The 20,670-nt window shown below is 58.0% G+C and carries 17 protein-coding genes and 1 pseudogene; 6 read left to right on the top strand and 12 right to left on the bottom strand.

Features of this window, described 5'->3' with window-relative positions; genetic code table 11:
- Nucleotides 1–8: 8 nt before the first annotated feature.
- A complete protein-coding gene (locus JFT85_RS05225; RefSeq protein WP_201229382.1) occupies nucleotides 9–1,238 on the top strand; it encodes a M20/M25/M40 family metallo-hydrolase in 1,230 nt (409 codons plus the stop codon).
- A 561-nt stretch (nucleotides 1,239–1,799) separates the two neighbouring features.
- Here JFT85_RS05225 and JFT85_RS05220 read toward each other — a convergent pair.
- Both JFT85_RS05220 and JFT85_RS05215 read right to left on the bottom strand, forming a co-directional pair.
- Nucleotides 1,800–2,216: a hypothetical protein gene (locus JFT85_RS05220; protein ID WP_201229380.1), complete on the bottom strand. Its 417-nt coding sequence runs from the start codon at nucleotides 2,214–2,216 to the stop codon at nucleotides 1,800–1,802.
- Nucleotides 2,213–6,835, bottom strand: a complete 4,623-nt coding sequence (locus JFT85_RS05215) for an RHS repeat-associated core domain-containing protein (RefSeq protein ID WP_201229378.1) — start codon at nucleotides 6,833–6,835, stop codon at nucleotides 2,213–2,215. Before JFT85_RS05215 ends, JFT85_RS05220 begins: the two co-directional genes overlap by 4 nt.
- 349 nt (nucleotides 6,836–7,184) lie before the next feature.
- Here JFT85_RS05215 and JFT85_RS05210 point away from each other — a divergent pair, with 349 nt between their 5' ends.
- On the top strand, nucleotides 7,185–8,051 hold the full coding sequence (locus JFT85_RS05210) for a pirin family protein (RefSeq protein ID WP_053255601.1): 867 nt from the start codon (nucleotides 7,185–7,187) through the stop codon (nucleotides 8,049–8,051).
- Between the two features lie 168 nt (nucleotides 8,052–8,219).
- Nucleotides 8,220–9,665, top strand: a complete 1,446-nt coding sequence (locus JFT85_RS05205) for a mechanosensitive ion channel family protein (RefSeq protein WP_187602528.1) — start codon at nucleotides 8,220–8,222, stop codon at nucleotides 9,663–9,665.
- Between the two features lie 77 nt (nucleotides 9,666–9,742).
- On the opposite strand, the gene JFT85_RS05200 is transcribed toward JFT85_RS05205, so the two are convergent.
- Nucleotides 9,743–10,441, bottom strand: a complete 699-nt coding sequence (locus JFT85_RS05200) for an SDR family oxidoreductase (protein ID WP_053255603.1) — start codon at nucleotides 10,439–10,441, stop codon at nucleotides 9,743–9,745.
- A 107-nt stretch (nucleotides 10,442–10,548) separates the two neighbouring features.
- On the opposite strand from JFT85_RS05200, the gene JFT85_RS05195 reads away from it, so the two are divergent.
- Nucleotides 10,549–10,980 carry a winged helix-turn-helix transcriptional regulator gene (locus JFT85_RS05195; protein ID WP_053255604.1) on the top strand — a complete coding sequence of 144 codons (432 nt, stop codon included), beginning with the start codon at nucleotides 10,549–10,551 and terminating at the stop codon, nucleotides 10,978–10,980.
- Nucleotides 10,981–11,083: 103 nt separating this feature from the next.
- The gene (locus JFT85_RS05190; protein ID WP_053255605.1) at nucleotides 11,084–11,671 is read left to right on the top strand and encodes a LysE family translocator; all 588 of its coding nucleotides are present in this window, start codon (nucleotides 11,084–11,086) and stop codon (nucleotides 11,669–11,671) included.
- Here JFT85_RS05190 and JFT85_RS05185 read toward each other — a convergent pair.
- The 5 genes from JFT85_RS05185 to JFT85_RS28660 form a co-directional block, all read right to left on the bottom strand.
- The gene (locus JFT85_RS05185) at nucleotides 11,613–12,506 is read right to left on the bottom strand and encodes an AraC family transcriptional regulator (protein ID WP_078828050.1); all 894 of its coding nucleotides are present in this window, start codon (nucleotides 12,504–12,506) and stop codon (nucleotides 11,613–11,615) included. The genes JFT85_RS05190 and JFT85_RS05185 overlap by 59 nt on opposite strands.
- A gap of 74 nt (nucleotides 12,507–12,580) precedes the next feature.
- Nucleotides 12,581–13,006 (bottom strand): GNAT family N-acetyltransferase, encoded by a 426-nt coding sequence (locus tag JFT85_RS05180; protein ID WP_169876725.1) that lies wholly within the window; start codon nucleotides 13,004–13,006, stop codon nucleotides 12,581–12,583.
- Nucleotides 13,007–13,024: 18 nt separating this feature from the next.
- On the bottom strand, nucleotides 13,025–13,516 hold the full coding sequence (locus JFT85_RS05175) for a GNAT family N-acetyltransferase (RefSeq protein WP_069552312.1): 492 nt from the start codon (nucleotides 13,514–13,516) through the stop codon (nucleotides 13,025–13,027).
- Nucleotides 13,517–13,749: 233 nt separating this feature from the next.
- The gene (locus tag JFT85_RS05170) at nucleotides 13,750–14,007 is read right to left on the bottom strand and encodes a hypothetical protein (RefSeq protein WP_053255609.1); all 258 of its coding nucleotides are present in this window, start codon (nucleotides 14,005–14,007) and stop codon (nucleotides 13,750–13,752) included.
- 638 nt (nucleotides 14,008–14,645) lie between these two features.
- On the bottom strand, nucleotides 14,646–14,963 hold the full coding sequence (locus tag JFT85_RS28660; protein WP_073638595.1) for a DUF7677 family protein: 318 nt from the start codon (nucleotides 14,961–14,963) through the stop codon (nucleotides 14,646–14,648).
- 878 nt (nucleotides 14,964–15,841) lie between these two features.
- On the opposite strand from JFT85_RS28660, the gene JFT85_RS05165 reads away from it, so the two are divergent.
- Nucleotides 15,842–16,306 carry a GNAT family N-acetyltransferase gene (locus JFT85_RS05165; RefSeq protein ID WP_169875120.1) on the top strand — a complete coding sequence of 155 codons (465 nt, stop codon included), beginning with the start codon at nucleotides 15,842–15,844 and terminating at the stop codon, nucleotides 16,304–16,306.
- 265 nt (nucleotides 16,307–16,571) lie between these two features.
- Here the strand turns inward: JFT85_RS05165 and JFT85_RS05160 are convergent, their stop codons facing one another.
- The 4 genes and pseudogenes from JFT85_RS05160 to JFT85_RS05145 form a co-directional block, all read right to left on the bottom strand.
- Nucleotides 16,572–17,927, bottom strand: coding sequence for a PBS lyase (locus tag JFT85_RS05160; protein ID WP_201229370.1), 1,356 nt, complete (start codon nucleotides 17,925–17,927; stop codon nucleotides 16,572–16,574).
- 566 nt (nucleotides 17,928–18,493) lie between these two features.
- Nucleotides 18,494–18,864 (bottom strand): annotated as a pseudogene (locus tag JFT85_RS05155) (cytosine permease); the annotation flags it as partial.
- Between the two features lie 38 nt (nucleotides 18,865–18,902).
- Nucleotides 18,903–19,556, bottom strand: coding sequence for an RraA family protein (locus tag JFT85_RS05150; protein WP_201229369.1), 654 nt, complete (start codon nucleotides 19,554–19,556; stop codon nucleotides 18,903–18,905).
- Nucleotides 19,557–19,583: 27 nt separating this feature from the next.
- Nucleotides 19,584–20,639 (bottom strand): NAD(P)-dependent oxidoreductase, encoded by a 1,056-nt coding sequence (locus tag JFT85_RS05145; protein ID WP_201229368.1) that lies wholly within the window; start codon nucleotides 20,637–20,639, stop codon nucleotides 19,584–19,586.
- Nucleotides 20,640–20,670 lie beyond the last annotated feature (31 nt).

Here is a 20,670-nt window from a genome sequence, read left to right as displayed (position 1 = left end):
ATCGGTCCATGCTCTTCTCCTTCTCCCGTACCCTCCTGGCCGCGACCCTGGCCTTGTCCTGCGCAATGCCGGCCTACAGCGCCGAACCCCACAAACAGATCCAGGCGGATTCCGAACAGTACCAGGCCGATGCCTTGAAACTGTTGGAGCGCCTGGTGAATATTGATTCGGGCTCCGGCTACGAGCCAGGCCTGACCCAAGTGCGCGACATCGCCGTCGATGAACTGAAACAGCTCGGTTTCAGCATCGAACTGCTGCCGGACAAGGCCGCCAACAACAGCCATGTGATCGCTACCCTCAAGGGCACCGGTAAAGCCAGGATCCTGCTGATGGCCCACATGGACACCGTGTTCAAGGAAGGCTCGGCCGCCGAACGCCCGTTCCACATCAAAGACGGCCGCGCTTATGGCCCGGGCGTAATGGATGACAAGGGCGGCATCGTCGCCGGCATCTACGCGCTGAAAGTCCTCAAAAACCAGGGCTTCAAGGACTACGCAAACATCACCTTCCTACTCGACGCCAGCGAAGAAACCGGCTCCGAGGCCGCCTCCGAGCTGATCCGCAACACCGCCAAAAGCCACGACGTCACCCTCAACCTCGAACCCGGCCGCCCCGCCGACGGCCTGGTGGTATGGCGCAAAGGCAGCGCCACCGCCGTGGTCGAAGTCAAAGGCAAAGCCGCTCATGCTGGTGTCGCCCCGGAACTGGGCCGCAACGCCGCCATGGAAGCCGCGAACCAGATCCTGCAACTGGGCAAACTCGGCGATGAAGAAAAGAAAACCACCATCAACTTCACGGTCATCAAAGCCGGTGACCGCACCAATGTGATCCCCGACCAAGCCACCGCCAAGGCCGACGTGCGTGCTGCGTTGCCGGAAGAATTTGATCGGATCGAGAAAGACCTCGCGCGCGTTTCAGCGAATAAGTTGATCCCTGAAACCGAAGTGAAGACCAGCCTGTTGCGCGGCCTGCCGCCGATGCCGCAGACGCCGGAGTCGGACAAATTGGTGGCGATTGCCCAGGGGATTTATGGGGAGTTAGGGCGCAAGCTGACCATTGAAGGCAGCGGCGGAGCGGCGGATGCAAGCCTGTCCGCCGGGGTTGGGACGCCGACGTTGGATGGGTTTGGGATTGTCGGTGGGAATATTCATACGCCGGAGGAATATGCCGAGGTGGAGAGTGTGGCGCCGCGTATTTATCTGTTGAGCCGGATGATTATGGAGCTTTCCAGGCGCTGAAGCGTTCGCAGGTCTCACTGAAAGGGTGATCCTGCTCATGTGGCGAGCCTGCTCGCCACAGTGATGGGGTGTTTCAGTGAGATAGGTGGTGTTCTCACCCTGTTGATTGGTCTTCCAGGCTGGCTTTGTGGAGGTTGTCTTTCCAACTCATGTTGGCTAATCGGTAGATGGCGGCAAAGAAGCCTCGGGGATCCGCTATTTCTGCTTCATCCTAAGCCACCGTTATGTACACGTCGTAATCGATTTCAAATTCTTCGGCCAAATAAAAGTCGAGCGAGTCGAGCGCACCCTTGAGTGCAGACGTCAGTACAAATCGATGTCTATCAGAAAGGTATATAGGGTCTTTCAAAACAAAAAGAACGACGATTTTTCTCTGTCTTTTTTATTTTTTTGGGTCGTAGTTCCACAACGCTTCACCTTTGATTTCTTCAAGGCCGCATATTGAAAGCGTCGTTAAACGAGATCATAGGTTTGAAAGGAATGTATCCAAAGGGAGATTTCAGTATGTAAAGCTCGCTATGTAAAGGCCGAATTTAAATAGATTTATGTCCAAGGCAGTCTCTATGCGTGAATAGCTGCGAAATCAATATGACCCTCAAATGAAAGGCAGGCGATCCAGGTCATCGGCTCCGGAATAATGTAAGTGTGCTGAGGTAATTCGGAGAGAATCTTTAGCACCTCGCCCAATTTTTCAGGATCTATTGAATAGCCCTCGGAGCATGCGTCACCTACAAAGTAAAGCTTTCTATTGGTCTTTTTGTTGATTTCTTCGGTTAGTAACGATATGGCTAGATTTGACGCTTCAAACCCAAAGTTTATGCTGTTTTTTAGTTTGCTCCATGCAATTTGGCTTCCCGAGAATGGCATCGTCTCATTGATGTTGTTGACTATCGCATTATGCTCAGCCTCAGAAAGAATGCTGAAGGTTATATTTAATTTTTTGAGGTCTTTAATTAGCTCTTCGTCAAAGTAGTTCATTTCTTTTCAAATCTTCTGGTTAGTTTGAGTACGAGTTTCTGGCTGCCATCGAAAAGATAATGCGGCCCTTTTTGTTTACCTGACCACACGTTTATGTGAGCGCCATTTCTTTCGTCGTGTTCAACGCGATAGCCAGTTTTGCCATCGGCTGTTTGCATACCGATCGGTTCTCCTTTTCGAGGGCCGAATTTTCCCTGCGTTGGTTTTTCTGCGCGAAAGTCATTTTTTAGCAACCATTTCAAGGCCTTATTCAATGCTTGTTCATACGTGGATGATTGCGTGGACTCGCTAGTTTGATGTGGTTGTTGCTCTTGGTTACGAGGGCAACTTCCTGCGACGCATGCGAATCCCAGCGGGTCTACCCATCCGGTTGGGTTGGGCACGTACTGGTACGCGTTAATCCCACCCGCCAGCTTCACCGGGTCAGGCGTCAGGTAGCGACCAATATCCGGATTGTAGTACCGGTGGCGGTTGTAGTGCAGCCCGCTTTCCGGGTCGAAGTATTGGCCTTGGAAGCGCAGCGGGTTGTCGATTTTGCTGACGTCGAGGCGGGCAATCTCGCCGTAGGCGCGGTAGTGCGCCGACCAGACGATTTCACCGTCTGGGTCTGTAAGCTCCTGCGGTGTTCCGAGGTGGTCGAGTTGGTAGTGGAAGGGCTGGGTGTCTTTAGGGCCAAAGCCTTCCAGCAGTGCCAGCGGGCGGAAGCTGTCCGGTTCGTAGAGGTAACTGCGATGACGATCTGCGTGATGCTCGGCAATCAGCTTGTCGCCTTGCCAGAAAAACTCTGTGGTGATGTCGTCTACGGTTTTGCTGACCCGTCGCCCAAACGGGTCATAGCGATAGCTGGCTGTTTGCCCATTGGGCTGGGTGATGCCTATCAACCGGTGCTGGCTGTCGTAGCGGTATTCAGTGACGAGTTGGTGACCCTTACCGCGCCTTTGGCGGATCAGGTTGCCAAAGGCGTCATAGTCGTAATGATGATCGCCCTGGATCATCAGGCGGTTGCCGGCCACGATGTCCGGGCCGGGTCGATCCTGCATCAGCAGGTTGCCCGCCGGGTCGTGGCCGAAGCGTTCTTGCACGTCTTGCGAGTGATCGGCCCGAGTCAGACGGGCGAGGGGATCGTAGTGGTAGTCGTGTTGGCCTTTACGGGTGTCGAGCAGGCGGGTGAGGTTGCCGGTGTTGTCGTAGTCGTATTGGCGCTGGTAGAGGGTGTGTTGCTGTTGGCTGACGGCGTGGGCGTGCAGGCGGTTTTGTTCGTCGTAGTGGTAGTGGCTGAGGAGCTGGCCTTGTTGGCGCTGGTGTTCGCGACCGGCTTTGAACAGGTGAGAAGTGAGTGTTTCACCATTCAGTTCGACGCTGGCAAGGTGGCCGCCTTTGTCGTGGTTGAAGGTGAGGCGGTTGTTGTCCGGCAGACGCAGGTTTTGCAGCTGGCCGCAGGCGTCGTAGCCATAGCGCAAGGTGCCCCAGCCCTGGTGTTCGGCGGTGAGGCGGTTTTGTGGGTCGTATTCGTAGGCCAGCGCCCAGTGGCCGTCGTCAACGCTGAGGAGGTTGCCCTGGCGGTCGTAGGCATAATCAACAAGGTTGCCGTCGGGCAGGGTTTTTCGTACGAGGCGGCCGGCGTGGTCTCGCTCGTAGCGGGTGATTAGCTGACTGCCGTCATCGCCATATTCGGTCTTTTCCGCCAGGTTACCGTTGAGGTCGTAAACGTAGGCGGTGCGCTGGCCATCAAAACCGATTTCCTGCTGGATCAGGCCATTGGGGTGGTAAGCGAGCTGGTAGGTTTCGCCGACTTCGTTTTCGATGGCGGTCAGCAGCAACCGTACGTTGTCGTAGCGGTAGTTGACCTGAGTGCCATCGGCATGGATGCGGCGGCTGATCAGGTGCAGGCCGTCGGCGTATTCGTAGCGAGTGACGTGGCCCCGTTCATCGCGTTCGGCGGTGATTTTTCCGTAGGGGTTGTAGCTGTATTCCCGCGTAGCTCCATCGTGCCGAGTCAGTTTCAGCAGACGCCCGGCGGCGTCCCACTGATACTGCGTCAGCGCACCCTGTTCATCCTCGTGCGCAACTTTCCGCCCAAGAGCGTCATAGCGATAGCGTTTGATAGCGCCATTCGGCAGTTGCTCCTCAAGCAACTGACCGCGTTCATTCCAGACCAGCCGGTGACAGCTGTTATCCGGATACCAAATCCCGCTCAGTTGCCCGTATTTGTCGTAGCTGCAGTCCGTGACATTCCCGTCGGGATCAGTCTTGCGAATGACGTCGCCCTGGTCGTTGCGCTCATACTTCCAGACCGCCTCACCACGCCGTACAACCCGTACGAACCCGTTATCGTGCTCGTAGGAAGTCGGTTCATCCTCCCCAGGAAACAACGCCACCAACCGTCCGGCGTCGTCGTACTGATACGCCGTCACCGCGCCCAACGGGTCTTGCTCGACCGTCAGCCGGCCTTTGTCGTCATAGGACTTGAAGTGCTCGGCGCCGTCGGGATCAATACGCTGCACCAGCCGCGCGCGCTGGTCATGCACGTAAACTTCGCGACTGCCATCAGCGTTGTGAACCGTGACCCGGCCGTTGTCATCCCACGCATACTGCGTGTCCATCTGCGAAAAACTGGCCCAGTGCCGGATGCAGCGTGCCGCCTTGCCAGCCCGTTCCCACGCCCAGAAGAAGCTCGCCCCGCCGGCCAGCTGCCGCTCCAGAATGACGTGCTGATCGTCGTACCGATAAACCTCGCTTTCACCGACGGCATTAGTCGCCGACACCAGTCGGCCAAGGTCATCGTAGGCGTAAGAAACGACGTTCTGTTCAGTCACCCATTCAAAGGGTTCAGGCCCTTTGGCGCGATGAACCTGGTAGTCCACCGCCGCGATGCGGCCGAACGCATAGCGCAAAAACAGCGAGCGGCCCGCACCGTTATCCAGCCGTTCGATTCGCCCCAAACGATCTCGAACAACCCGCAGGCGGTTGTCATACGCATCGCTGATGGCTGTGAGTAAACCGTCGCGGAAATGGTAGAAACGTGACGCCTGAGCCAGCACCAGTTCATCGGGCAAAGCCCCCAGATAAATCGCCGCTTCGGCCAGGCTGTTGGTAATCGCCGGTCGAGCCACTGTAGGCAGGGGCAGGGCGGTCGAGCGGTTTTCATGATCCGTCCACACCACCGAATCGCCCGTAACCACCAACCGCTGGGCCAGCGCATGACTCCAGCCAAACCCCAGCCCGCAATCCACATCCACCGCACTGGTGCGATACAACCGTGTCCACTCAAACGGCAATACCCCGTCCAGCACACCGTCGGTGAGGGTCAGCAATTCCTCGCCGGTCACCATCGACACCGGGCAACCGTTGGTGGCCGTCTTGTCCGCCGGGGCGGCCGCATCGCCGTTCGGGTTCTTACCCGCAGCCGGCACATCGTCGACAGGTTCCTGGCGCACCAATGTCGTCTGCTGGGTCTTCTTACGAACCGCCGGCACCGGGTTGGAAACCAACTGCTCCCCCGCCTTCAACGGCGCAACCGGCACGGTCTTGATCTGTGTGGCAGGGCCACCGAGCATCAAGGGCTTAACCGCTGCCAGATGCGGCTCCAATATCGGCCCCACCAACTGACCCGCCAGCGTCTGCAACCAGTTGCGCACCCGTCTTGATTTGATAGGGCCCAATACCTGAGCACCCAGCCGAAGTTGCACGCCCATACCCCGGGTCGCCCAGATCAGAAACAAGTTGATCAATACTTCGCCGGTGACCTCTCCCAGCAGCTCATACATGTCTGGCGGTGGAAGCATGCGTATCCAGCCGACCATGGCTGACAGATAGATGAACAACAGCGGTTCGTCGCTGAGTACCAGCAGACCCTGCGCAATGGCGTCCTTGCCCAGTTTCAGCAGATCGTCAAGTTCGGTTTGGGAGATGTATTGCAGCAACTTTTGGCTGTTGGTTCTGATATCCGCCAGCAGGTCATACAGTTGCGTAAAGTTGTCCCACAGGTTGTAGAACGCTTGGCTGATTCCACTGGCAAATGCCACGCCTTGCATCGCGCTACGCTCAATAGGCGTGGCGTTTGCAAAGTCGGTCCATTGGGCGCTTGAGGTCTTCGTCCACTCATCGCGGGGGCGAACTTCCAACCCCGCAATCACCGACTGATAAGACGCATACAACGCCTTGACGTGATCTTTGGAAACGTTGGGGTAAAACGTAATTTGGTATCGCTGATCACGTGTGCATTCTCTGACTTCAAGAATGCCGCTGGGGCCGATGGTGTGATGGATGGGCGGCCCTGTCGGGCTGCCATCTACGGCAATGGCTTGCAGCATCACCGGCGTATTGCCGATCGGCACGAACTGCGTGCTTTCGAACATATGCACCAGGGTCAAGGAACCCTGGGCCTTGCACATCGCAACTGTGGGGCTTGGCGCTTTGGAAGAGACCGGCGCCACCAGTGCGACGTCTTCTCCAACCTTGAACACCTGCTCCACTTCCAGCGCCGAACCACTCCAGAAGCTCTCGGCCCATTGGTCAAAAGTGTTCAGGCACTCTCGAAAATCACGGAAGACGCTTTCAACATCCGGTGCTTTGGCATCCATGGGGGCCAGGACAAACCTGGCAATGACCGGAATCATGGGTAGGCACCGTCACCCGGCGCCCTAACAAAGAAAACCATCCGCAATCCCTCGCACTGTTGAGTCAGGCGAAGGACTTTGCAGAGGTTTTAAGGAGAGATCTGTAGAGCTTGTCCGGCTGTTACGTGGGAAGTTTCAACGGCTTTTGTCCTCTTCTGCCCAAACACCAGACGGCATAGCGCAGCGGGTCAACGCTGTCAGTCAAGGCCTTGCCGCCCTTATACGGCAAGGCTTCGGCGCCAGCCCGCGGACAAAGCACTGTCCTATGTATAGAACGAATAAGGCCACGTTTGCCGGCTAGTGCTCAAACGCCAGCAGCCTTATGGTGGTCGTACTTTGGAGGTACACCATGAAAAAACTCATCGGCATCTACACCAGCCCTCGCGCCCATTGGGTCGGCGACGGCTTCCCGGTGCGCACGCTGTTTTCCTACGACTCGATGGGCAAGCACATCAGCCCATTCCTGTTGCTGGACCACGCTGGTCCCGCCGATTTCACGCCCACCGATCAACGTCGCGGCGTCGGCCAACACCCGCATCGCGGCTTTGAAACCGTGACCATCGTGTATGACGGCGAAGTCGAGCACCGGGATTCCACCGGCGCCGGTGGCAAGATCGGCCCCGGCGATGTGCAATGGATGACGGCCGCGAAAGGCATCATCCATGAAGAGTTCCATTCCGAAGCCTTTGCCCGTAGCGGCGGGGCGTTGGAAATGGTGCAGCTGTGGGTCAACCTGCCAGCCAAGGACAAAATGGCCGACGCCGGTTACCAGACCATTGTCGACGGTGACATCCCTGTGCTGCCGCTGGCCAACGACGCCGGGCAACTGCGCCTGATCGCCGGTGAATTCGCCGGTACTCATGGCCCTGCGCGCACCTTTACGCCAATTGACGTGTGGGACGTGCGCCTGAATGCCGGTAAAGCGGTGACGCTGGACCTGCACGCCGGGCGCAATACTGCGCTGGTGATTCTGCGCGGCACGGTGCTGGTCAATGGCGAAGAAGTGGCGCGCCAAGGACAATTGGCGTTGTTCGAGCGCGAGGGTGATCAGCTCACGCTGGAGGCCAACGATGACGCTAAAGTGTTGCTGCTCAGCGGCGAGCCGATTGACGAGCCTATCGTCGGCCACGGCCCGTTCGTGATGAACACCGAGCAGGAAATCCATCAGGCGTTTGCCGACTTCCAGTCGGGGCGTTTCGGGCAGATGGCGGGCTGATTGCCGGGCGCAATACCCCTGTGGCAGCGGGCTTGCCTGCGATGCAGGCACCTCGGTGTATCCGTTGCACCGAGGTGATGCTATCGCAGGCAAGCCAGCTCCCACATTTTGTTTTCCAGCGTTCCTGTTTCATGCGATCTTCTGGGCATTCGCCCTGGAGTCGCCTGGATGCCCTCATTTATCGCTGATCACCCGATGTTGTGCGCCGTGGCGCTGATCTTTATCGATATCGCTGTGTGGCGCCTTATTTCCGCCAACCTCGCCAACTGGAAACTCGCAGCGCGCTTGGCGATTTTTGCCGTTTACAGCGCCGTGTTGTTCAACGACGGCATGAACCCCATGCAACTCGCGCCGTATGCCGACAACACCGCCTTGCACCTGGCCGCCACGGGGTTGCAGATCGGCTGGTGGCTGTTCGCTGCGCGCACCCTCACGGTGTTGCTCGGCACGGTGATGATGAATCGGGTCGGGCACGGCGGGCGGTTGTTGCAGGACCTGATCGGCGCAGTGATTTTCCTGATCGCGATCATTGCCGCCATGGCTTATGTGCTCGACCTGCCCGTCAAGGGCGTGCTCGCCACCTCCGGCGCCGTGGCGATCATCGTCGGCCTGGCGTTGCAAAGCACCTTGAGCGATGTGTTTTCCGGGATCGTCCTCAACACCACCAAGCCCTATCAGGTCGATGACTGGATTTCTATCGACGGCACCGAAGGCCGCGTCACCGACATCGACTGGCGCGCCACACGCCTGGAGACTTCCCAGGGCAGCATGGCGGTAATCCCCAACTCGCTGGCGGCCAAAGCCAAGATCATCAACTTCTCACGCCCGGCGGACATGTTCGGCCTGGCGGTGAGCCTGCAAGTCAGCCCCCATGCGCGCCCGCAAACCGTGATCGAGGCGCTGGAGCGCGCCATGCAAGGTTGCCGACCCCTGCTGGCCAAACCCGCGCCCAGCGTGGCGTTCAAAACCTCGGCCAGTGGCGGCGTCGACTATGAGATCAGTGGGTTTGTACCGGCCATGGGCCTCAAACGCGAAGTACGCAACCAGCTTTACGATTTGGCGTTCCGGCACCTGCAAGCGGCGGGCGTAGGCCTGTTGTCCGCCACCGAAAGCAGCGCGCCACCGGCGATGTCCGCTGCGCGGGCCTTGCTGGAGCGCTCGTCGATTTTCTCCACCCTGCGCCAGGAAGAGAAAGACACCTTCAGCCAGAACATGACCCTGCACACCTACCGCGCTGGCGAGATGATCTTGCCGGCGGGCGAGGTCAGCGACCATTTGTTCATCGTCGAGTCCGGCGTGGTCTCGGTGATGTTGGTCAAGGGTGGCCACAAGTTCGAAGCCGGGCGCATGGGGCCGGGCGAGGTGATTGGCGAGGCGGGGATTTTGTCGGAGGAGGCGACGCTGGCGGATTTCTCGGCCAAGACCTTCTGCACGCTGTACCGCATCGAAAGGGAATACCTCAAACCTTGCCTGGATGCGCGGCATGACATCAGCGAAGCCATGAAGGCGCTGCTGGATTTTCGTGTGCACACGGCGCAGGCCCTGACCCGGGAAACGCCGGCGGTGCCGGTCAAGAAAGGCTTTTTGCAGTGGCTGCGCAATCGCGGGCTGTAGCCGGTCATTGCGGGAAAACCCGAACGTCGTGCGGATCACTGACGTGCGCGCCGCGGTGGGCGCGCACGGTTCGTTGATCACTGAGCGAGGTAAACCGGGCTGTCGGTCGACAGTGAGGCTTTTACCGCGTGAGTCATGTCGGAAATCAAGGCCTCCTCGCGGTCTTCGCTCAGGGCTTTGAGGGTGATGGCGACCACTTCCTGAGGCGTGCTCTTCGGTGCCTGCACCTCGGCGACCATGTCGGTATCGATGTAGGCCGGGTGCACGCCGATCACCAGGGTGTTCTGTTCGCGCAGCTCGCCGCGCAGGCCGTTGGTCAGGCCCCACTGGGCGGCTTTCGAGGTGCTGTAGCCGCCGGTGCCGGGCGGGCTCAGCCAGCTCAAGACCGAGAGGATATTAATCAGCGCGCCGCCGCCGTGCTTGGCCAGGATCGGCGCGAAGGCGCGGCTCACGCGCAGGGTGCCGAAGGTGTTCACGTCAAAGTGTTGCTGCAGGTTCTCAACACTGTCTGCGGCCAGCAACGAGCCGTATTTGAGCCAGCCCGCGTTGTTGATCAACACACTCACATCAGTGCACTGCTCGGCGGCGCGCTGCACGCTGGCCGGGTCGGTAATGTCCAGCGCGACCGGCGTGCTGCCGGGAATATCGACACTGGCCGGGTCGCGCGCACCGGCGTACACCTTGGCGGCGCCGGCTGCCAGCAGCGCGGTGACGAATGCTTTGCCCAGGCCACGGTTGGCGCCGGTGACCAGTACGACTTTTCCACGAATATCCATGATGAACTCCAGGCAACGAATTAGGTTTAATGATGAAACCGTTTTTATCCTGAGCCTGTTGGTCCTATAATGCAACCTAATAGTTCTGACTAACGGGAGGCCCGACGATGAAACGCAAATGCCTGGAAGGCGACTGCTGCCCGGTTGCTCGTGCGCTGGATGTGGTGGGCGACTGGTGGACCCTGTTGATCATTCGCGACGCATACGCTGGCGTGACGCGCTTCGGGGATTTCCAGAAGCACCTGGGCGTGGCGAAAAACATCCTCGCCACCCGCCTCAAGGACATGGTCGAGCAAGGCCTGCTGCACACCAGCGAAATTGGCGCGCGCAGTGAATATCAACTCACCGACAAAGGCCGCGCGCTGATGCCGGTACTGGTGACGCTGGCCCAATGGGGCGAAGCCTTCACCGAGCCGGCGGCTGGCAGCACCCGTTTGCTGGATGCGCAGGCGCTCAAGCCGCTGCGCAAAGTCGAGGTCCTGTCCGAAGACGGCCGCGTGCTGGGCCTCGAAGACATCTTCACCCAGCTACCCGCCTGAACGGAACGTGCCCACGAACCCAGGGGCATTTTCTTCAATACCCCGCGCGCTCAGCCCTTTACCGTGATGCCATCTTCACGCGGCATCATCAAAAGGAACTGCAATGAGCTTGATCATTTCCATGGCGGCCTTCGCCCTGGCCACCTCCATCACACCGGGCCCGGTCAATGTGGTCGCGCTCAGCGCCGGCGCGCGCTTTGGCTTTGTTGCCAGCCAGAAACACGTAGTCGGCGCCGCTGTCGGCTTCACCTTGCTGTTGGTGCTGATCGGCCTGGGCCTGCATGAAGTGCTGGTGCGCTGGCCGCTCCTCACCCAGTTGATCCAGTGGGGCGGGGTGGCCTTCTTGCTGTACATGGCCTGGAAACTCGCGGTGGACGATGGCCGGCTCGACGCCGAGGGCACCGCCACTGCGCCGTCGATGCTCTACGGCGCCATCATGCAATGGCTCAACCCCAAGGCGTGGCTGGCGTGCGTGGCGGGCATGGGCTTGTTTGTGGCCGATGGCGATGCGCGCCAAGTCTGGCTGTTCGCGGCGCTGTACCTGGTGATCTGCTACCTGTCGGTGGCGTGCTGGGCGTATGCCGGCACCTTCCTGCGGCGCTACCTGAGCAACCCCCACGGCGTGCGCCTGTTCAACCGCTCAATGGCCGCGTTGCTGGTGGCCAGTGTGGGTTATTTGCTGATGGCTTGAGCAAGTCGCGGTACTGCCCGGGCGTGGCGGCGAAATGCTGTTTGAAGGTGCGTTGGAAATGCGCCTGGTCGGCAAAACCGGCCGCCAGCGCCACGTCTGCGATCAACGCGCCGTTGCGCAACTGGGTGCGCGCAAACTGAATGCGCCGGTTGACCAGAAACGCATGCGGCGTGAGCCCGTAATACTGTTTGAACGCGCGGATCAGGTAGGACGGCGACAACTCGGCCGCCAGGCAAATATCTTCCAGCTTCAACGCCTCGGTGCAGTGCGCGCGGATGTACTCGGCGGCGCGCTCCAGCTTGTGGTTGACCTCCCGCACCGGCGTCAGCGAAGGGTTCAAACGCTGCTGCACCTCGGTGAAATAACTCACCAGCGCGCTTTGCTTTTGCAGCAACTCGGCCTGCTCATCCAACAGCAGTGCGTAGAGCTCGATCAAACCGTTGTACAGCACGCTGTCGCGGGTGTGCGGCGTGTTGAACGGCCGATAACCCTGGTCGGTACTGAAACCCAGCTGGTATTGCAGGTCAGTCAGCCACGGCGTGTCGAGGTACAGCATGTGATACGACCACGGCTGGTCGTAGATCGGGTTGCACGCATGCACATCGCCCGGGTTCATCAACACCACCGTGCCGGCGCTGATCTCAAACGTCTGCGCGCCGTAGTGGTAATAACTGCGCCCGGTGGTGATCGCGCCGATGGAAAAGTGCTCGTGGGAGTGGCGGGTATACGTCACCTTGCGCCCGTCGGCGATGGTGCGCGCCTCAATGAACGGCAAGCGCTCGTCACGCCAGAAGCGCGGCGCTTGCGCGGGGTGAGCGGAGGTGTTCAGCGTCATGGCGGTGGCCCCATCCCTTGAGGAACGAGCAGGGATCATTACACAGCCCGGTGCTGCATCGCCATGGCCGTTGATCAAAGCACTTTAGACAAAAACACCCGGCTGCTGCCTTCGGGTTCACAGGGTATTTCGCCAAACCGCAGCCAGCCGTGTTTCTCATAAAAGCCTGGCGCCTGAAAGCTCAGGGTGTACAGCACCGCGTTGCGGCAACCGCGCCGCCGCGCCTCGTGTTCAAAGGCCTGCAGCAATTGGCTGCCCAGGCCCGAACCGCGCAGGGCGTCGGGCAGGTGGAACAGGTCAAGAAAGGCCATGCCCAGGGACGTTTTGCCGGTAATGCCGCCGAGAATCTGCCGGGTGTCAGGGTCTTTGAGCAGCACCGTCAGCGGCCGGCGATCGTTGCAACCGGTGATGGCTGCATTGAACGCAGCCAGGCCGTTGCCGAGCAGGCGCTCGGCATCGGGGTGGGGTTGGTCGCTGATTTCAATCTGCGCTGCCGTCATCACAGAACGCTTCCTCGGTTAAAGCGCCATCACCATCTCATGCCACGCCATCCCGCCATGTTCCGACGGCGAAGGCTGCACATAGGTGTAGCCCATGCGCGTGTACAACGGCACATGTTGCTCCTTGCACATCAAATGAATCGTCTGCTTGCCCATCGCCTGCATGCGCTGCACAAACTCAGTCATCAGCAGCCTGGAATAACCCTTGCCCTGCTGCGCCGGGTCAACCACCACCGACATAATCACCACATTCGGCGCCTCGGCCGCATGCCCCACCAACTCCTTGAACGCCTCATCCGACATCACCACCTGATGCGCGCAGCCGCCGTTGATAAAACCCACCACCGCACCATCCGCCTCCAGAATCAAAAAGCCCTCGGGGTACTGCGCAATGCGCGTGGCGATCTTTTCCAGCGTCGCGGCTTCATCGCCTTCGTAAGCGCTGATTTCGATGTCAAAGCAACGGCCGGCATCGTCGGGGCGGGCGTTGCGGAAGGTGAGGGCGGGCATGGGCGTTTCCTGGGGCGTTAAACGAAAGGCCACATCATAGCGGCACGCCCAAACACTCGCCATCGCCGCACCGGCAGCGTCGAACAAAGATCAAACGGTGGGAGCTGTAGAGCCCCGGCGAGGCTGCGAAGGCGGCGGTACAGGCACTCTCAAAGCCGGATCAGTAGCCCTGTTTAAGTTCACCAAAAACCAGAAAACCCGCCAAAGCGGGTTTCCACACAGCTCACATCACATCAACTCACAGCAGCCACATCAAACCCGCGCCGCTCCATCACCGTAAACACATCCGCCACATCCTGCACCATGATTCGAGCGGTATTGGCGACCGTATTGATGTCGTGCTCGGCATAGTCGGAGACATTGGAGCACGCCATCAGGTGCAGGTAGGCGAGGGCGGCGTTGAGACGTTCGCTGGCGCAAGCGTGAAGCTCGCTGAGCGGGGCGTCGCTGTCGATGAGGAGGACAGGGTATTCGGTTGCGGTTTGGGACATGGGAGTGAAGCGGCGGGGCGGGTGTTGAATTTTCAAGGTAGAAATCCCTAAGAAAGAAAAATAGCTAACAGCCGTAGAACAAGACATCACCGGTAATCGGCTCTGTCGGGCTTAACGGTTTTTGGTGTAATTCCTTTTTAGGGCTGCGAATCCCATCGTCGATCAAGCTGACGACGGAACGGACTATAGAGGGCTGATTTTGGCGAGGCAACGGTGGGCTGTGCGGTTGCTGGGATGGTTTGCGGAAACGGCGACTCTTTTGGGAGCCTGGTTGAATCTGCGTTTAAGCATTCCAGGCCGCATGTTTAAAGGCGATACGTGCTTGAGGAGGGTTTGGCAAAGTGGATGCGTCTTTCGGCTTTGTGAGATGTTTCTGACTGATTTTTAGGAGGGTTTGGTTGGGTTCACATGCCTGCTCATCTATTTGCATTCGAACTAATCAGTCATTTGCATCGTGTTTACCAGGCAGTTTGCATACGCGACTGGTAGACAATGGCCGATCACAGCCTGGCGTAACGGGCCGCAGATAGCTGGGAACCGTGCAACGTGAGTGGCAGCAAACGGCCAAGAGCGGTCGTTCAGTAAAGAGGGAGAAATTTCCAATATGTGTTTTTTTCGCAACAGATTAAAGCCCGCTCTTAGCGTCCGAGTGGGGGCGGCCCATAAAGTTCGGTTTCCCAGTCTTCAAGAGGTGGCGTCACTTTGAAAGATGAGTCGCAGTAGGACCTTAGGTAGTCAGTCGCTCTCTTTTGGGCGTGGGTGAAATTGAGCACATTCCCTTCACTGTCCATTTCTATCACGTTCGCAAATATTGCGAACACCATCTCAATTGCACTTGGTTCTGAGCCATAAACGTCTAGGTACTCCACGTTTTTTAGCATGTAGTGGGTTCCACTTGCCATGAAGTATGCAAATGTTCGGAGTGCCCCACTGAAATCGTTACTTAGCTTTTTCATATAATTTTTCGTAGTAAATATTCTGGTTTGATTGAAGGGCGAGCTCTATCACGTCCCAAGCAAAAAGAAAGGCTTGTACCGTTAACCAGGATCTAAGAATACACAACAGTACCGGACGGCAATTTTATACCGCGCAGAGAGCGGTAACAGACCCCGTTCCCATACACAAGGCCTGCATCCTGGGCTTGAGCTTTAAGCACTAACGCTCGCAGCTTGTGGACGAGTCGAGATAGTCGCTCCCTGAATAACAGCGGTTGAATTGGCCGCCGTGGTTGCCTGGGGTACTGAATTTCACCTAGATATTCCCGCCAGCTTGTGGGTCGCTGATATAGCGCCATTTCGAAATTATTCAAAATTTCCACCGCGTTATTTAGATCGTCACCTCTGAGGCAAAATCTTACGTTCATTGACGTAATGCTTACCCTTGCATCTCTTTGAGCATATTGTTCAAAAGCAGGAGCTATCAGGTAAAAATAACCAAGGGAATGAAAGCAATCAGATCTGAAAACAATTTGGTCTTGAGACTCTAGCCGCCACAGTTGCTCTGTTTTCTTCGAGGTGTATAAACCGATGATGTGATGCATGTGACTATCCTGATTACTGACATTCTTATTGGTGACGGCAAGCTCAGTACTTTGCAAAGACTCAGCATAGCGGCCCATGCCATCCATTTGCCACGGTTTTGTCTGCTTCTGGCCGATTTTTGCCGTTTGTGACGGGCAGCAATCGGCCAATAGTGGTCATCGAATGTCCACAAAACCAATAGCGACTCAAACCCACCCTTTGAATCTACTATCCATCAAGGAAACGAACGCGGGGAGAAAGCTACATAGAGTGACTGCCGCGATTTACAGCGACCCTTTCGGCGAAAAATGTATATGACAGAGCCTATTCAATCGAAATGCCAAACGATCCGGCGCGCGAAAAGCGCGGATATGCCGACGATAAGTGATTTGTGGTTGCAGACCAGCTTACAAGCTCACAGCTTCGTGGCTGACGAGTATTGGCGCGCCGAGTACGACACCATGTGCCACGAATATTTTCCTGAGTGTGAAGTTTGGTTGCTGGAGGAGAGCGGTCATCTATTGGCGTTTGTGGCACTGCATGGTGACGAGCTGTCGGCACTGTTTGTGACAGCATCAAGGCAGAGGCAGTGCTTGGGCGAACAACTGGTGAGATTTGCGCAGCGCCGCCGGAGCTATTTGGAACTGAGCGTCTATGCGAAGAATCCTCGCGCACTTGCCTTCTACCGCAAGATGGGGTTCGTGCCGATGTGCTTGGGGGCATGCGTGAACACGGATGAAGCGGAATGGCACTTGCGCTGGTCGGTGAATCGCCCCTAGTTTTGTAGTTACCTCCAAGCCACCAGTGAGTCCTGCTGAGCCCTACATAACCGTCCGCTTATGGCCGAGGCTGTGTAAAAACGTTTTTGCGCGCGCCAAGTGCTAAAAACCGGACTGGAAATCGCGTTTCTAAGCGAAATCCACATCTGCAGACGTGCCGATAAATTTCAGATTTAACGTAGACGCGCACACTTCAATTTTGGCGAAGCGTTTTTACACACTCTGGGCCGGATGGTGCCGCTTGCTCTATGTCACACATACGCCATCATTTCGAGATTCGTGCGAAATTGGTGCTGCTGATAAGTCCTTGCGATGCCAGGCTTCGGAGCTGCTCAATCAGTTTCCCTCGCTCGGATCTGGACGTGGCCGGATCGACAATTTGATATTGCTCTTCGCACCACAGGTTGACCTTTTCTGCCCAAAACACTTGTGCACTGGGCTCTGTAGTCAACCGTGCCAGCAGGTAAGCTACTTGTTGCCATTTCGGACGCAGTCGCATGAGGGCATATCGGCGTTTATCGGATAGTGCATGCCAATCCCTGTCTAGTTTGGCGTCCAGCCCGGTATGCAATAAAGCCCACGATTGTTTGTTCAGTTGGGCGACAGCTGCAAGAAATACGGTATCCGACGGATCTTCGAGTGCCGCAAGCAGCTCAACCGATAGTCCCTCGCCCAGCTGACCCATAGCGGCTCGTCGCACGGTGGGATAATTGGATCGTGCAGCTGCTATCAACCAGCGTTGTTCGAGTTCGACATCAAGCTCTGCTGCCAGGGCGAGGATACCTAGCCAACCGCGCTTTGCTTTGGGGAAGCCTTCCGTCAGTCGTCCTGCCAATATGGCCCGAGCATCGATCCCGTGCTTCGGTGCGACCCAGCGCGCCAGACAGCGGATGGACCGCGAATCATCCAGCAAAGCCGCGCACAACAACGGTTGTGGATTTTCCAGCAACGGTAACAGGGCACGCATTACGCAGACTCGTACCTTCGCCCCTGGACGTGGAAGGGCTTCTCGTAGCAATTGCAGTGCTTGGGCATCTGGCAACGCCTGGCAAGCAGCCACGCCTGCCACGCGTACAGTTAATTCTCGATGGGCCAGCGCGTCTCGCAGAAGCGTCTGTTTATCGATATCTTTTTCCAGCAACAATTTAAACAGGTAGCGTGCCGCGCTGCCTTGTCGCGCCAGGAAGTTTGCGTAGACATCAGAGTGAACCTCGGCCGCCTGAAGGATGTTGCGCACTGCCGTCAGCGTGGGGCCGTGGTCTGCACGGTGACGCGAAGCCAGCGCCATGAGGGGTTCGAGCGCGAACAACAAGGCCTGAACATGGGAGGGCGATAGGTAATGATTTAGACTTTCCGTTGCCAGATCGCGAATTTGTGGCACCCAATCGTTCAACCGCTCTATCAATGCTGCTAATGCTTCGGGAGAGGGTTGGTCACGTAGCGCCCTGACGGCGACTTCGCGAATGAAGCCGTTGTAGTGTGTAGTCAGCGCTATCCAGTCTCCACTCTCCTCTGCATTGCCGAGCAAATGCGCAGCTTCGTCACGACGCTGAGCCGCCCATTGCGTGACGGGTGCCTGATGATTTTGCAGTCGAGCTAACCATTCTCGTATTGCTACCACGCTTCAATCCTCTCGCAACATTTCCATCTGAACCGAAATATACAGTAGACCGTGGTAACGGATAGCGGGGCGGCAGCTGTAGCATTCTGAGTGACCGCTTTTGGCCGAGGCTGTGTAAAAACGTTTTTGCGCGCGCCAAGTGCTAAAAACCGGACTGGAAATCGCGTTTCTAAGCGAAATCCACATCTGCAGACGTGCCGATAAATTTCAGATTTAACGTAGACGCGCACACTTCAATTTTGGCGAAGCGTTTTTACACACTCTGGGCCGAAAGCAGACCGATTCATCCGCGGCTTTGCAACTGCTGCCCGCTGACCCGACCACGCTACCTAAGGGTCGAATCTCTGTGAGTTTTTGTCACAGCACCTTATTTTGGTCGGTCAGACGCAACACAAATATGTCTCCGAAGGGCATTTAATTCCGCAGCCTAGCCACCAAAAACAAAAAAACCACCCACACCCCAGCCGCAAAGCCACGATATGGATGGTTCCACCCATCCGTCTCAAAACACTACAGTCGGTTCACTCAAACCCCACCCACCAACTTCCCCCATCCATCCGTCGCTTTTAAGCACTACCCCGACTCGCCAACCAAAAATACAACGGCGACGTCACCACCCAAGACAAATCCGCCCCGTTAAGGTGTTCGGAAATCGGCCCCACACACAGCGGCGTGTTCATAAACGCAGTCTGCACCGCAATCCCCACTGCATATGCCAGCACCATGTCGACGAAGTGGCCGATGAAGTCTTTGCCGGCGAACACGGCTGCAATCGCGCAGGCGGCGAGTACGAGGATGGAGATCACCGCGCGGCTTTGGCGGTCGGAATCCAGCGATACGCGAAAGTCTGCACCAGGGTGATGATCGACAGTGCCGCGCCTTACAGGTTGAGGGCGTTGTGGCTGATTACGCTGAGCATAAACAGCACCGGCATCAACTGAAGCCGCACCCGCTGCGGCTTCAGTCGTCGGCCCGTCAGCGGCGTGGGGTCTGCAAGGCGTGGTAGCCGTAATCGGCGCGGGCTTTGCGTAAAGGAACGCCAGCCTCGATAGCCGCACGAATATGCGCTTCGGCCTGGTGGATTTCTTCGGCCACCGCCAGCACTTCGCTCAGTGAACCGGCCGGAATCACTACCAGGCCATCACCGTCGCCGCGCAACCAATCATCGGGTTGTACCCGCACGCCGCCCAGCGTAACGGGCGCCTGGATCGCTTCGACACGCACGCGATCCTTGCCGGTGCGCATCCAGTTACCCCGGGCAAAGATTGGGTAGTTAAGCGCCAGCGCACGGTCGACATCGCGGCAGATACCGTCAATCACCGTTCCGGCCAACTGCTTGCGGGCGGCGGTGGAGGTCAGCAAGTCGCCCCACACGGTGGTGTCGAGCCGCGCCTGGTTGTCGATCACTACCACCTGGCCGGCCTCAAGCTCGTCGATGTAGTCACCCACCGAGCCGCCGTCCAGGCCAGTAGGGCCGTAGCGCAGGGTCCAGGCTTTGCCTGTGAGGTTGAACGAGCGGTCCAGAGGCATGATGCCGGTGCACTGGCAAACGATTTTCAGGCGGTCCATCGCATCGCTGAGGTCGGTGCAACTCAGGGCGTTGAGACGGGTAAAAATAGAGGTTTGCATGATGTGGCCTTCCTTGTGTCCGGTAGGTTAACGCGCGCTGGCGGCGGCACGGAGTGCGTGGATCTTGTCGACGATCTGGCGCGACGCCGTCCTGATTGCCGTGGTGGTATTGCCGGCGATGTGTGGCGTCAGTTGCGCGTTGGGAATGCCGGTCAGTGGCGAGTCGAACCGGTCTTTTTCCAGGGCAAAGGTATCGATGGCGACCGCTTTGATGTGCCTGGGAAACTGGCGCATGAAGGCTGCCAACTGGTGCTCGTCGACGATCCCGCCGCGAGCGGTATTGATGAGGATTGAACCCTGGCGCATCTGCCGGAACTCGGCAGTGCCGAACAAGCCGCGGGTCTGCGGGGTGAGCGGTACGTGGATCGAGACGAGGTCTGCCTCGGCCAGTAACTGTTCCAGGCTTGCTCGTCGTTCAAGCTCAAGGCTGCGCGCCACCGGTTCGGTAAACCGCTCGGACCCGGTGGCGATCACCTTGATGCCCAGCGCCGCAGCCTTGCGCGCCACCTGCCGGGCAATGCTGCCGGTGCCCACCAGCCCAAGCGTCAGTTCGGCGTATTCGCGGGCAGGTGCCAAGCTGCCTTTTGCCCAATGGCCGTTGTGCGTTTCGGTGTTGTAGTCATCCAGGTCGCGCGACAGAAACAGCGCCTGGGCCACGACGTATTCGGCAACAGCGGCCGCGTTGGAACCTGGCGTGTTGAGTATCGCCACGCCACACTGCTCGCACGCCAGCCGATCAATATGGTTAACCCCGGTGCCGGCCTGGGCAATGGCGCGCAGGGGTGTGGCTAGCGCGGGCGAGGTGGCGGCGCGGATCAGGCTGGCGCCGAAGGGGATGTTCAGGCGCGTCTTGAACACGCTATACCCCCCGGCCTGAGTCACCGCGGCAATAAAGGCAGGCTCGTCATGGCAGTTGATCTCGGCATAGTGAATGCGCGTGGCGTAGTGCTGCCGGATGCGGTCTTTGTCGGCGAAGTAGTGCAGGTTGAGGGTGACGACCAGGCCCAGTTCAAGAAAGCGATCGACTTCCTCAAACAGTAACGGCGGCCCGGGGGCATCGAGTATCAGGGTGGTAAATGCCATACAGTTGATCCTCTTGAAGGGTAGCGCCTGC

The organism is Pseudomonas sp. TH04 (assembly GCF_016651355.1).
Classification (GTDB): Bacteria; Pseudomonadota; Gammaproteobacteria; order Pseudomonadales; family Pseudomonadaceae; genus Aquipseudomonas; species Aquipseudomonas fluorescens.
The sequence above is the reverse complement of the archived record's forward strand: the minus strand, read 5'-3'. Positions and strand labels throughout refer to the sequence as shown.